We start from the raw sequence: 13,650 nt of genomic DNA on the forward strand, positions 1-13,650 counted from the left end.
GAGAGCAGCGGCAGGTTGAGCATGTCGTCGCCCGAGTACCAGGCGAGGCCGGAGCGGGTGATGGCCCAGCTGGCGCGGCCGAGGTCACCCTTGGCGTCCTTGTTGGCGACGATCCGCGGGTGCTCGGCGAGGCGCACGATCGTCTCGGTGGAGATCGGGACGCCGCTGCGGCCGGGGATGTCGTAGAGCATCACCGGCAACTCGGTGCTGTCGGCGATGGCGGAGAAGTGCCGGAAGAGGCCTTCCTGCGGCGGCTTGTTGTAGTACGGCGTGACCGTCAACAGGCCGTGTGCGCCTGCCTTTTCGGCGGCGCGGGCCAGCTCGATGCTGTGGTGCGTGTCGTTGGTGCCGACGCCGGCGACGATGTGGGCGCGGTCGCCGACCGCCTCGAGTACGGCCCGTACGAGATCCGCTTTCTCCGCGTCGCTGGTGGTCGGGGACTCGCCGGTGGTGCCGTTGATGATCAGGCCGTCGTTGCCTGCGTCCACCAGATGGGCGGCGAGCCGCTGTGCGCCGTCGAGGTCGAGAGCGCCGTCCGCCGTGAAGGGCGTGACCATGGCGGTGAGGACCCGCCCGAAGGGGGTCTGCGGAGTCGAGATCGGAGCCATGGGTAACACGCTACTCGCTGCTCAGTGCGTGGTCGCCCCTCGGGGGAGGCGGCGGGGCGTCACAGGGCGTGACAGAAGGAGCCCGGCACTGCCTGCTCGGGGGTTCAAGCAGTGCCGGGTCCGTTTGATCAGGCTAGATGAACTTCCCGAAATGCCGCAATACGGACACTTCGCAAGGAGGTTCGGGCGAGGACGCAAGATCACTCACGGTTACGGAAATGTGCGCCCGGCCCCGGTAACCGGGCCCATCCGGCAGGACGTCAGCGGTCGGCGGCTTCCGAGTGCTGCGTCTGGGCCGGAGAGGTGTCGGGCGACAGGGCGGGCATGCCGAACAGCAGAGCGCCCACCAGACCGGCGACGACGGTGAGGCCCACCAGGGTGCGACCGGCTATCTGGCCCGCGGTCGGGCGCTCCTTGGGCGGCGGGGTGACATTGCTGCGGAACTTGTCGGCTTCGGCGATGAAGGCGAACGGAACGGGCTCTCGCCGACGGAACATGGTGGGCGCTTCTCCTCGGGTCACTCGTGGCTTCTGTGGTCTCGTACCCATACAGACGCGTAGAACCGCCCAAAGGTGCCCCGTAAACGGAAATTTCATCGAAGAGCGCACACGCACCCGGCGGCAGCCGCCCCACTTGACGCACACGTACCCCGCAGGCGCCCGCCTAGCCTGAACGGCGCGGCGCGACTCCCCTTGGCCCCCCGGGACTGGTCGCCCGCGACATGCCTGGGTAGCCTCACCGAGCAAACCTTTGAGCGGGCTTGAGTGAGGATTACGTCGTGCCCCTAGCCTTCCTGACGGCCGACCGCGCATTCGACCAGGCGGACGACGTCGCGCTGCCGTACGACGACCGTGACCAGTGGCGGCGGCCCTACCGGCCCGGCCCCTGGCGCGTCGGTGCCGCCGCGCTCCTGCTGCTCCTGGCCTCGTACATGCTGCTCGCAGCGATGATCATCGCGCTCGCGGACGGGCCGTCCAGCGGTGCCGTGTGCGCGGGCGGCGCGCTTCTGGTGATCGTCGCCGCGCTCCGGCTGCTGCGCGTCGGCACCTGGGTGAGCGCCCGCGGGGTACGCCGGGTCGGCTTCTTCACCACGCGGACCGCGCCCTGGGCCGAGGTCACCGCCGTCCGCACCACGCAGCAGCCGGTGCGCTGGCTCGGGCTGCCGCGGACCGTGCAGGGGCAGGCCGTGGTGCTGGTGCAGGGCGTCGGCAAGCCGCTCACCGACCCGCTGATGACCTCGCACAACGCGGACTTCCTCGGCCGGCCCGAGGCGTTCGACCGGGCCGCCGACACCGTGGAGGCGTGGGCGGACGAGTACCGCTCGGGCCGCTGAGGACCTTGGCCCGCCGCTGAGTCGGCGCCGCTGATTTTCGGACAGATGTGAAAGAACCCCGCCGGGCCGGAGCCTGGCGGGGTTCTCTCATGCTTGCCGACCGGTCAGGCCGGTCGTCGCTCGTGCAGGGCGATCGCCCGCTGCATCGCCTTGCGGGCGCGCGGGGTGTCGCGGGCGTCGTGGTAGGCGACGGCGAGCCGGAACCAGCAGCGCCAGTCGTCCGGCGCGTCCTCGGTCTCCGCGCGGCGCCGGGCGAAGACCTCGTCGGCCGAGTCGCGGTCGATACGGCCGCTGGGCAGCCGCTTCAGCTCGTCGACCGGGAGCCCGCCCTCGGCTTCCAGCTCCGCGGCCAACTTCCCTGCCTTGCGGGCGAATTGGGTCGTCTTCCAGAGGAACCACAGGCCGATGAGCGGCAGCACGAGCACCGCCACACCGAACGTGACGGTGAGCAGCGTGCCCTGCTGTATGAGCAGGATCCCGCGGCTGCCGACCAGGACGAAGTACACGACCAGGGCGGCGGCCAGGGCGAAATAGGTGACCTTTGCGCGCATCGGTCCGTCAGTTGCCCAGGTCCAAGAAGTGCTCCAGGCCGAAGGTGAGGCCCGGGGTGTCCACCACGCGGCGCACACCGAGCAGGATGCCCGGCATGAACGACTTGTGGTGCAGCGAGTCGTGGCGGATCGTGAGCGTCTCGCCCTCCCCGCCGAGCAGCACCTCCTGGTGCGCGAGCAGACCGCGCAGGCGGACCGAGTGCACCGGGACGCCGTCCACGTCCGCGCCGCGGGCGCCGTCGAGGGCCGTGGAAGTGGCGTCGGGCTGCGGGGCGCAGCCTGCCTTCTCCCGGGCCGCCGCGATCAGCTGGGCGGTGCGGTGTGCGGTGCCCGAGGGGGCGTCCGCCTTGTTGGGGTGGTGCAGCTCGATGACCTCGACGGACTCGAAGAAGCGGGCCGCCGCTTGTGCGAACTGCATCGTGAGGACCGCGCCGATGGAGAAGTTCGGGGCGATCAGGATGCCGGTCGCCGGGGACTTCGCCAGCCAGTCCGTCACCTGCGCGAGGCGCTCGTCGGTCCAGCCGGTGGTGCCGACGACGGCGTGGATGCCGTGCGCCGTGCAGTACTCGAGGTTGCCGAGCACCGCGTCCGGGTGCGTCAGGTCGATGGCGACCTGGGCGCCGGTCTCCGTGAGCGCCTCGATGGAGTCGTCGCGGTCGAGCGCCGCCACGAGCTCCATGTCCTCGGCGGCTTCGACGGCGCGTACGGCCTCGGAGCCGATGCGGCCCTTCGCGCCGAGGACCGCCACACGCAGCTTGCTCATCTACTTGATTCCTTACGGGAGTTGGGCGACGAAACGAACCTGGAGCCGTGGGCTCAGGCGACCGTCTCGTGCAGTCGGGCCGCCTGGCGGTTCTTCAGCGGGCCGATCACCGACAGCGAGGGCCGCTGTCCCAGGATCTCGCGTGCCACCTCCCGTACGTCGTCGGGGGTGACCGCGGAGATACGGGCCAGCATGTCGTCCACCGACATGTGGGTGCCCCAGCACAGCTCGCTCTTGCCGATCCGGTTCATGAGCGCACCGGTGTCCTCCAGGCCGAGGACCGTGGAGCCGGAGAGCTGGCCGATCGCGCGGGAGATCTCCTCGTCGGTGAGACCGTGCTGGGCGACCTGGTCGAGCTCGTCGCGGCAGATCTTCAGGACGTCGTGGACCTGGTTCGGACGGCAGCCCGCGTACACGCCGAACAGGCCGCAGTCGGCGAAGCCCGAGGTGTACGAGTAGACCGTGTACGCCAGGCCGCGCTTCTCCCGCACCTCCTGGAAGAGGCGCGAGGACATGCCGCCGCCGAGCGCGGTGTTGAGCACGCTGAGCGCCCAGCGCCGGTCGTCGGTGCGGGCCAGGCCCGGCATGCCGAGGACGACGTGGGCCTGCTCGGTGGAGCGCTCGATGAGCTCGACCTTGCCTGCGGTGCGCAGGGTGCGGTGGCCGTCGCGCGGGGCGATCGGCCGGGCGTCCGTGGCCCGGAGCGCGCCGGCCTTCTCGAAGGCGGCGCGGACCTGGCGTACGACCTTGGCGTGGTCCACGTTTCCGGCGGCGGCGACCACCAGGTGGCGCGGGTCGTAGTGCTTCTTGTAGAAGCGGCGGATCCGGGTCGCGTCCAGCGCGTTGATCGTGTCGACCGTGCCGAGGACCGGGCGGCCCAGCGGGGTGTCGCCGAGCATCGTGTGCGCGAACAGGTCGTGCACGCAGTCGCCGGCGTCGTCCTCGGTCATCGCGATCTCTTCGAGGATCACGTTGCGTTCGGCGTCCACGTCGGCCTGCTCGATGAGCGAGCCGGTGAGCATGTCGCACACCACGTCGATGGCGAGCGGCAGGTCCGTGTCGAGCACCCGCGCGTAGTAGCAGGTGTACTCCTTGGCCGTGAACGCGTTCATCTCGCCGCCGACCGCGTCGATCGCGGCGGAGATGTCGAGTGCGGTGCGGCGCTTGGTGCCCTTGAAGAGCAGGTGCTCCAGGTAGTGCGTCGCCCCGTTCAGGGCCGGGGTCTCGTCGCGGGAGCCGACGTGCGCCCAGATGCCGAAGGTCGCCGAGCGTACGGACGGCAGGGTCTCGGTGACCACGCGCAGGCCGCCCGGCAGGACGGTGCGGCGGACGGTGCCGATGCCGTTCTCGCCCTTGAGAAGCGTTTGGGTACGGGCGACGGCCCGCACCTCCGAGGAGGTACGGGCCGTCGCCGCGGTGCTACGGGACGTCACTTGTCGGCGTCGTCCTTCTTGTCAGCAGCAGCCTCGTCGCCCTCTTCGCCCTCGATCACGGGGATCAGGGAGAGCTTGCCGCGGGAGTCGATCTCGGCGATCTCGACCTGGACCTTCTGGCCCACACCGAGGACGTCCTCGACGTTCTCCACGCGCTTGCCGCCGGCGAGCTTGCGGATCTGCGAGATGTGCAGCAGACCGTCCTTGCCCGGGAGCAGCGAGACGAACGCGCCGAAGGTCGTCGTCTTCACGACGGTGCCCAGGTAGCGCTCGCCGACCTCCGGCATGGTCGGGTTGGCGATGCCGTTGATCGTGGCGCGGGCGGCCTCGGCGGAGGGGCCGTCGACAGCACCGATGTAGATGGTGCCGTCGTCCTCGATCGTGATGTCGGCGCCGGTGTCCTCCTGGATCTGGTTGATCATCTTGCCCTTGGGGCCGATGACCTCACCGATCTTGTCCACCGGGATCTTGACGGTGATGATGCGCGGCGCGTTCGGGGACATCTCGTCCGGAACGTCGATCGCCTCCATCATCACGTCGAGGATGTGCAGACGGGCGTCGCGGGCCTGCTTGAGAGCCGCGGCCAGGACGGAGGCCGGGATGCCGTCCAGCTTGGTGTCGAGCTGGAGGGCGGTCACGAACTCCTTCGTGCCGGCGACCTTGAAGTCCATGTCGCCGAAGGCGTCTTCCGCACCGAGGATGTCGGTGAGCGTGACGTAGTGCGTCTCGCCCTCGATCTCCTGGGAGATCAGGCCCATGGCGATACCGGCGACCGGGGCCTTCAGGGGCACACCGGCGTTGAGCAGCGACATGGTGGAGGCGCAGACGGAGCCCATGGACGTCGAACCGTTGGAGCCGAGGGCCTCGGACACCTGGCGGATCGCGTACGGGAACTCCTCGCGCGTCGGGAGCACCGGCACGAGCGCGCGCTCGGCGAGGGCGCCGTGGCCGATCTCGCGGCGCTTCGGGGAGCCGACGCGGCCGGTCTCACCGGTGGAGTACGGCGGGAAGTTGTAGTTGTGCATGTAGCGCTTGCGGGTCACCGGGGAAAGGGTGTCCAGCTGCTGCTCCATGCGGAGCATGTTGAGGGTGGTGACGCCCAGGATCTGGGTCTCGCCACGCTCGAACAGCGCCGAGCCGTGCACGCGCGGGATGGCCTCGACCTCGGCCGCGAGCGTACGGATGTCGGTCAGGCCACGGCCGTCGATGCGGACCTTGTCCTTGATGACGCGCTCACGGACCAGGGACTTGGTCAGCGAGCGGTACGCGGCGGAGATCTCCTTCTCGCGGCCCTCGAACTCCGGCAGGAGCTTCTCGCCGGCCAGCGCCTTGACGCGGTCCAGCTCGGCCTCGCGCTCCTGCTTGCCGGCGATGGTCAGCGCCTGGGAGAGCTCGGTCTTGACCGCGGCGGTCAGGGCCTCGAACACGTCGTCCTCGTAGTCGAGGAAGATCGGGAACTCGCCCTCCGGCTTGGCGGCCTTGGCGGCGAGCTCCGACTGGGCCTTGCACAGGACCTTGATGAAGGGCTTCGCGGCCTCGAGGCCGGCGGCCACGACCTCCTCGGTCGGCGCCTGGGCGCCGCCCTTGACGAGCTCGATGGTCTTCTCGGTGGCCTCGGCCTCGACCATCATGATCGCGACGTCGCCGTCCGGCAGGACGCGACCGGCGACCACCATGTCGAAGACGGCGTCCTCGAGTTCGGTGTGCGTCGGGAACGCGACCCACTGGCCCTTGATCAGCGCGACACGGGTGCCGCCGATCGGGCCGGAGAAGGGCAGGCCGGCCAGCTGCGTGGAGCAGGAGGCGGCATTGATCGCGACCACGTCGTACAGGTGGTCGGGGTTGAGCGCCATGATCGTCTCGACGATCTGGATCTCGTTGCGCAGGCCCTTCTTGAAGGACGGGCGCAGCGGACGGTCGATGAGGCGGCAGGTGAGGATCGCGTCCTCGGAGGGCCGGCCCTCACGGCGGAAGAAGGAGCCGGGGATCTTGCCGGCTGCGTACATCCGCTCCTCGACGTCCACCGTCAGGGGGAAGAAGTCGAGCTGGTCCTTGGGGCGCTTGGACGCGGTCGTGGCCGAGAGGACCATCGTGTCGTCGTCCAGGTACGCGACGGCGGAGCCGGCGGCCTGCTTGGCCAGGCGGCCCGTCTCGAAGCGGATGGTGCGGGTGCCGAACGTGCCGTTGTCGATGACGGCCTCGGCGTAGTGGGTCTCGTTCTCCACTAGCGAATTCTCCTACGTATCGTCTGCGTCCCCCGGCCCGTGTGGCCAGGGAACGGTACGGAGGAGCGCGCCTTGCGTGCGGGCCGGTCTTCGATCGAAGCACCCGGGGTGATCCCGGGGGCCACTACCGAGGACCGGCGGCGGCTCGGTGGCGCCGCTCTTCCGTGAATGCGTTGTGCGACCAGACTACAAAGCCGGGGTGACACTCCGCACGTACAGCAAAGGGAGCGGCCCCCTAAGAGTGGGAACCGCTCCCTCTACGGCGTCTTACTTGGCGCCGCCGGCCGCACCGCGGCGGATGCCGAGACGGTCGACCAGCGTACGGAAGCGCTGGATGTCCTTCTTGGCCAGGTACTGCAGAAGGCGGCGACGCTGGCCGACCAGGATCAGCAGACCACGACGGGAGTGGTGGTCGTGCTTGTGGGTCTTGAGGTGCTCGGTCAGGTCGGAGATGCGACGCGAGAGCATGGCGACCTGGACCTCGGGGGAGCCGGTGTCACCCTCCTTGGTGGCGAACTCGGCCATGATCTGCTTCTTCGTGGCGGTGTCGAGGGACACTCGAACTCCTCTTAGTCAGTGATTGCCACCGAGTGCCCCTGGTCTACATCTCAGGGGAGCTTCCGTGACTCGGGAGGCGGGGATCCGCTGGGCGCGAGCCCCAGGCGCTTCTTTCGAGCGGGTCCGGGGATGCGTACACAAACGGCCGTTACACAGCGTACCAGCCGGGCGTGGCGCGCCCGACCACCCGGTGCCCCGCCAGGGTGCGGGCAGGTGCCCAGGTCAGGACGTCAGCGCGCGAATCGAGTGGTACACGTCGAAGACCGCGAGGCAGAGCGGGAGCAGGGTCAGGAGGACCATCGACTCGGCGATCTCCAGGAAGCGGCCCCAGAACGGGGTGACGCCCTTGGTGGGGACGATCAGGCCGATGGCCGTGATGAGCGCCGCACACAGGGCGATCGCCGCGGTGAGCCAGATCATCCGGATGTCCAGGGCCGTGCCGTCGCCCCGCAGGGCTTCGCGCCAGAGCTCGAGCGGCGGGTTCAGGGCGAGGCCGAGGCCCAGCAGGACCAGGGCGGCGAGGCCCGCGGCGAGCGCACAGCCGACCTGGGCGGTGTAGCGGAACAGATGGGCGCGCATCAGAAGCGCGACGCCGGTGGCGAAGGCGAGCAGCTGGCCCCAGACGTTGTCCGAGAAGCCCAGCACGCCGGCCGCGATCACGGCGACCAGGGCGCAGCCGCCGACCAGACCGACGAGCAGCTCGTGGCCGCGGCGGGCCTGGGCGGCGATGCGCTCGGCGTCGACGGGCCCCTGCGGGGTGCGGTCATCACCGTTTCCGTAGTCACCGACGGTCGTACGCGGCGGCTCGAAGCCGATGGGCAGGCGGGCGAAGCGGGCCGAGAGGCCGGGCAGGAAGGCGAGGACGCCGACGGCGAGCGGAGAGCAGGCCGCGGCGGACTCGATGGGCTCGAGCCCGGTGAGGATGGCCACGAAGGTGACGAGCAGGCCGACCGTGGAGGCGAAGACGAAGGCCACGAAGGGGCCGTCGCCGCTCGGCGTCACGATCATCAGGATCACGGAGAAGAGGAGTACGGCGGCGCAGGCCAGCAGGAACTGGAGCCGTCCGACGCCCTGGCCCTCGGCCGTGGGCAGCAGCCCGGATCCGGCCACGGCCGCGTTGGCCAGCGCTCCCACGCCGAAGGCGACGGTCGAGGCGCGGTCGTCGTACACCCGGGCCCGTACGCACGACAGGGCGAGGAGCGCGACGCCCGCGACGGCGGCCAGGATGCCCGGCAGGCCGTGCATGTCGTGGCCGAGGCCCGAGGTCCACAGGACGAAGGCGAGCAGGACGAGGAGCACGGAGCCGCCGAAGAGGCCCGCACCGCGCATCAGGCCGTCGGACCACAGGGTGCGGTCCTTGGCCACGGCCGAGGCCACCGCGTCCGAGACGTCGTCGAAGACGGCCGGCGGCAGGGAGTCGGCGAAGGGGCGCAGCGAGAGCAGCTCGCCGTCGAGGATGCGCTGGGCCGCGAGCGAGCCGGCGCTGTCGAGGACGGTGCCGTCGCGGCGCACGAGGTGGTAGCCGACGGGGGCGCCGGGCGCGGGGCTCTGTCCGGACAGGCGCAGGATCTCGGGGTAGAGGTCCGCGACCGGGATGTCGTCGGGCAGGGCGACGTCGACGCGGCTGTCGGGGGCCACGACCGTGACGCGGCAGAAGCCGGTGCCGCCGGCGGCCGGCGTTCCCGGGCCGGGGTGGCCCGCCGCGCCCGAAGCCGGCGCTTGGACGGTCGTACTCACTGCAGCTCCCCCTTTGTGCATGAGGCTCGATGAGGCTTGTGGTGCTCGTGGCGCTCGTCGTGCTGATGGCGCTCTTCGTGCTCGTCGTGCGAGGCGCGGCACGCGAGGCTGACGCCCGGTGCGTGCCGTGCCGATGCGTGGACGTTTCGTGAAATCGGCGAGATTCGCGAAGAGGGAGAAATGCCCGTCAAGTAGTGCTGTTGCGGACCTTCGCAGCAGGTTCCGTAAAGCCCCTGAATTTTGCGCTGGTTCGCGGCTGCGTACTACCGCAGGACGTCCTCCGGTGCTTACCTCATCCGTATCCCGCGACACCCTACCGCCCTTGCGTCCCGTGGTACGCAAGTAGGATCACCCCCCGCGGACGGTCCCTGTCGCCACGGGGGCGCCGAGAGGAACATTTCCGTCCGGCAAGGGAATTGGTGAGCTGTGAGCCAGATCGTCGTCAAGCGCCCGCCGCGCGCTCTGCCCACCGAAGTGCCTGGTGAGCAGGTGCAGTTGCAGCCTCCGCCGGAGCTGCCGCGCGGTCAGCAGGAGGGCGCGCTGATGCAGCTCCTGCCGATGCTCGGTATGGGCGGATCTGTCGTCTTCTTCTTCATGACGCCGAATCCGATCATGCGGATCATGGGCATGGTGATGATCGCCTCGACGATCGCGATGGCGATCGCGATGCTGGTCCGCTACCGACGCGGTACGCAGGGGCAACTGGCCGATATGCGCCGCGACTACCTCCGTTACCTCGCGCAGACCCGCCGCAGCGTGCAGCGCACGGCGCGGCTCCAGCGCGACGCGCAGTTCTATCTGCACCCCGCCCCCGAGCAGCTGTGGGCGCTGGTCGCCGAGGGCAGCCGGGTGTGGGAGCGGCGCGTCGGCGACGGCGACTTCGGCCAGGTGCGCATCGGCCTCGGCCCGCAGCAGCTCTCGACCCCGCTGGTGGCCCCCGAGACGGCGCCGGTCGACGAGCTGGAGCCGCTGACGGCGGGTGCGATGCAGCAGTTCCTGCACACGCACAGCACGCTCGACGATCTGCCCATGGCGGTGTCGCTGCGCGCCTTCTACCACGTGACGGTCAGCGGCGAGACGGAGGCGGTACGCGGCTCCGTGCGCGCGATGGTCGGCTCGCTGGCCTCCCTGCACTCCCCCGACGACCTGCTGATCGCGGTGGCCGCGCGGCGAGACACGGCCGCGCACTGGGAGTGGACGAAGTGGCTGCCGCATGTGCAGTCCGGCGGGGCGCCCGACGGTGCGGGCAGCCGCCGCATGATCACCACGGATCCGGCCGAGCTGGAGGAGCTGCTCGGCGGCCGGCTCGACGGGCGCCCGCGCTTCCAGGCGAACGGCACTCCCCTGCTCGACCAGCCGCACATCGTCGTCGTCCTCGACGGCGAGGGCCTGCCGCCGCTGTCGCCGCTGGCCGCGCCCGAGGGCCTGCAAGGTGTCACGGTCATCGAGGTCGTCCCCGGTGAGCACCACGGTGCGCGCGGCGGGCTGTCCGTCACGGTGGACCGCGACAAGCTGCAGCTCGAGTCCGGCCACGGCCTCGTCTACGACGGAACGCCCGACGTCCTCTCGTACCCGGCCGCCGAGGCCCTCGCCCGCCAGCTCGCGCCGCTGCGCATGGCCTCCGGCGGTGACGACGACGAACCGCTGCTCGCCAACCTGGAGTTCACTGACCTGCTGAACCTCGGAGACGCGGCCTCGGTGGACGTCTCGCGTACCTGGCGGCCGCGGGCGCAGGCGGAACGGCTGCGGGTGCCGATCGGTGTGGGCGAGGACGGGACGCCCGTCATGCTCGACCTCAAGGAGGCGGCGCAGGAGGGCATGGGCCCGCACGGTCTGTGCGTGGGCGCGACCGGTTCCGGAAAGTCGGAGCTGCTGCGCACGCTCGTCCTCGGCCTTGCGGTCACGCACTCCTCCGAGACCCTGAACTTCGTCCTCGCGGACTTCAAGGGCGGCGCCACCTTCGCCGGAATGTCCCAAATGCCGCACGTGGCCGCGGTGATCACGAACCTCGCGGACGACCTGACGCTGGTCGACCGCATGGGCGACTCGATCCGCGGCGAGCTCAACCGCCGCCAGGAGATGCTCCGCGACGCCGGCAACTACGCGAACATCCACGACTACGAGAAGGCGCGCGCCGCGGGTGCGCCGCTGCAGCCGATTCCTTCACTCGTTCTCGTGATCGACGAGTTCAGCGAGCTGTTGACGGCGAAGCCGGACTTCATCGAGATGTTCGTGCAGATCGGACGCATCGGCCGTTCGCTCGGCGTGCACCTGCTCCTCGCCTCGCAGCGCCTGGAGGAGGGCCGCCTGCGCGGACTGGAGACCTACCTCTCGTACCGCGTGGGTCTGCGGACCTTCTCGGCCGCCGAGTCGCGGGCGGCCATCGGCGTGCCCGACGCGTACACGCTGCCGAACGTGCCCGGCTCCGGCTACCTGAAGTACGGCACCGACGAGATGGTGCGCTTCAAGGCCGCGTACGTGTCCGGGACGTACCGCACCGGGACCCAGCAGGCGGTCCCGGGCGGGCCGCTGCCGGTGGACCGGCGACCGGTCGCCTTCACGGCGGCACACGTGCCGGTGCAGTACGTGGCGCCGGATCCGGCCGCCGTCGTCCCGCCCTCGCGTACGTCGGCGGACGACGACGCGCTCGCCGACTCCGTGCTCGACGTGATCGTGCGGCGGCTCGAGGGCCGCGGCGTCGCGGCGCACCAGGTGTGGCTGCCGCCGCTGGACAACCCGCCGTCGCTGGACGAGCTCCTGCCCGGCCTCACGTCGGTCGAGGGCCGCGGGCTCACCGTTCCGGGCTACGAGGGCGCAGGCCGCCTCGTCGTCCCGCTCGGCGTGGTCGACAAGCCCTTCGAACAGCGCCGCGACACCCTCTACCGTGACTTCTCCGGCGCGGCGGGCCATATGCAGATCGTCGGCGGTCCGCAGTCCGGCAAGTCCACTTTCCTGCGCACGCTGATCTCGGCGTTCGCGCTCACGCACACCCCGCACGAAGTGCAGTTCTACGGGCTCGACTTCGGCGGTGGCGGCATGTCCTCCGTCGCGGGCCTGCCGCACGTGGGCGGGGTCGCCTCCCGGCTCGACCCCGAGCGGGTGCGGCGCACCGTGGCCGAGGTCTACGGGATCATGGCCCGCCGCGAGGAGTACTTCCGTACCGCGGGCATCGACTCGATCGCCACGTACCGGCGGCTGCGCGCCCGCGGGGACATCTCCGTCGCGGATCAGCCGTGGGGCGATGTCTTCCTGGTCATCGACGGCTGGGGCAACTTCCGCTCGGAGTACGAGAATCTCGACCCGATCGTCCTGGAGATCGCGGCCCGCGGCCTCGGCTACGGCATCCACGTGATCCTGACGGCCTCGCGCTCCATGGAGGTCAGGTCGAACCTCAAGGACCACCTCATGAACCGCCTGGAGCTGCGGCTCGGCGACACCATGGACTCGGAGCTCGACCGCAAGGTCGCGGCGAACGTGCCCGCCGGGGTGCCCGGCCGGGGCATGACCCCCGAGAAGCTCCATTTCATGGCCGCGGTGCCGCGCATCGACGGCATCAACTCCGACAGCGACCTGTCGGAGGCGACGACGGCGATGAACCAGGAGGTGTCCCGGCACTGGACGGCGCCGCCGGCGCCCGCCGTCCGCCTGCTGCCGCGCGAGCTGCCGGCCTCCTCGCTGCCCGGCGGTGAGGCCCGCCCCGAGCTGGGCGTCTCCTTCGCCATCGATGAGAACAACCTCGAACCGGTCTTCGTCGACTTCGACCGCGACCCGTTCTTCCTGGTCTTCGGCGAAAGCGAATCGGGCAAGTCGAACCTGCTGCGACTCCTCATCTCGCAGATCTCCCGCCGCTACGACGGCAATACGGCGAAGTTCTTCGTCATCGACAACCGCCGCGCCCTGCTGGACGTGACCCCGGCCTCGCACCTCGCCGAGTACGTCCCGATGTCCAACGCGATGGACCACCACGTGGACGCCCTCGCGGACCTGATGCAGCGCCGCACCCCGTCCTCGGAGGTCACCGCACAGCAACTGCGGGACCGCAGCTGGTGGTCGGGCCCGGAGGTGTTCGTGGTCGTCGATGACTACGACCTGGTCTCGACCTCCTCGGGCAACCCGCTCGCGAAGCTCACGGAACAACTCCCGTTCGCCCGCGACGTGGGCATCCGCTTCATCATCGCCCGCAACACGGCGGGGGCGGGCCGCGCCTCGTACGAGCCCTTCATGCAGCGAATCATGGAGCTGGGCGCCCAGGGCGTCATCCTGTCCGGCGACCCGAACGAGGGCGACATCTTCGGCGGGGTCCGGCCGCGGCCGATGCCCACGGGGCGGGGGGTCTTCGTGTCGCGGCGGCGGGGGAATCCGTTGGTGCAGACGGGGTTTGTGGGTGAGTAGGGAAGTTTGTGGGTGAGTAGGGGCCGTGCGTGGGCGAGGCCACATGGTCT

General features: G+C 70.3%; 10 protein-coding genes. 2 read left to right on the top strand and 8 right to left on the bottom strand.

Features of this window, described 5'->3' with window-relative positions; all coding sequences use genetic code 11:
* On the bottom strand, positions 1 to 608 hold a 608-nt coding region (gene dapA / locus BLT97_RS06605; protein WP_093607821.1), incomplete at its 3' end, for a 4-hydroxy-tetrahydrodipicolinate synthase.
* 260 nt (positions 609 to 868) lie between these two features.
* On the bottom strand, positions 869 to 1,105 hold the full coding sequence (locus tag BLT97_RS06610; protein WP_093607822.1) for a hypothetical protein: 237 nt from the start codon (positions 1,103 to 1,105) through the stop codon (positions 869 to 871).
* A 281-nt stretch (positions 1,106 to 1,386) separates the two neighbouring features.
* Here BLT97_RS06610 and BLT97_RS06615 point away from each other — a divergent pair, with 281 nt between their 5' ends.
* Positions 1,387 to 1,941: a hypothetical protein gene (locus BLT97_RS06615; protein WP_093607823.1), complete on the top strand. Its 555-nt coding sequence runs from the start codon at positions 1,387 to 1,389 to the stop codon at positions 1,939 to 1,941.
* 104 nt (positions 1,942 to 2,045) lie between these two features.
* On the opposite strand, the gene BLT97_RS06620 is transcribed toward BLT97_RS06615, so the two are convergent.
* The 6 genes from BLT97_RS06620 to eccD form a co-directional block, all read right to left on the bottom strand.
* Positions 2,046 to 2,492 carry a hypothetical protein gene (locus tag BLT97_RS06620; protein WP_093607824.1) on the bottom strand — a complete coding sequence of 149 codons (447 nt, stop codon included), beginning with the start codon at positions 2,490 to 2,492 and terminating at the stop codon, positions 2,046 to 2,048.
* A 7-nt stretch (positions 2,493 to 2,499) separates the two neighbouring features.
* Positions 2,500 to 3,255 (bottom strand): 4-hydroxy-tetrahydrodipicolinate reductase, encoded by a 756-nt coding sequence (dapB, locus tag BLT97_RS06625; RefSeq protein WP_093607825.1) that lies wholly within the window; start codon positions 3,253 to 3,255, stop codon positions 2,500 to 2,502.
* Between the two features lie 53 nt (positions 3,256 to 3,308).
* On the bottom strand, positions 3,309 to 4,688 hold the full coding sequence (locus BLT97_RS06630) for a M16 family metallopeptidase (RefSeq protein WP_093607826.1): 1,380 nt from the start codon (positions 4,686 to 4,688) through the stop codon (positions 3,309 to 3,311).
* Complete coding sequence (locus tag BLT97_RS06635) at positions 4,685 to 6,913, bottom strand: polyribonucleotide nucleotidyltransferase (protein ID WP_093607827.1); 2,229 nt, start codon at positions 6,911 to 6,913, stop codon at positions 4,685 to 4,687. The genes BLT97_RS06630 and BLT97_RS06635 overlap by 4 nt, the downstream gene beginning before the upstream one ends.
* Before the next feature lie 267 nt (positions 6,914 to 7,180).
* Entirely contained in the window at positions 7,181 to 7,471 is a 291-nt protein-coding gene (rpsO, locus tag BLT97_RS06640) for a 30S ribosomal protein S15 (protein WP_093607828.1), read from the bottom strand.
* A 222-nt stretch (positions 7,472 to 7,693) separates the two neighbouring features.
* A complete protein-coding gene (gene eccD, locus BLT97_RS06645; RefSeq protein WP_245769192.1) occupies positions 7,694 to 9,208 on the bottom strand; it encodes a type VII secretion integral membrane protein EccD in 1,515 nt (504 codons plus the stop codon).
* Positions 9,209 to 9,634: 426 nt separating this feature from the next.
* Here eccD and eccCa point away from each other — a divergent pair, with 426 nt between their 5' ends.
* Positions 9,635 to 13,600 carry a type VII secretion protein EccCa gene (gene eccCa / locus BLT97_RS06650; protein ID WP_093607830.1) on the top strand — a complete coding sequence of 1,322 codons (3,966 nt, stop codon included), beginning with the start codon at positions 9,635 to 9,637 and terminating at the stop codon, positions 13,598 to 13,600.
* The last annotated feature ends 50 nt before the right edge of the window (positions 13,601 to 13,650 follow it).

The organism is Streptomyces indicus (genome assembly GCF_900100315.1).
Lineage (GTDB): Bacteria > Actinomycetota > Actinomycetes > Streptomycetales > Streptomycetaceae > Streptomyces > Streptomyces indicus.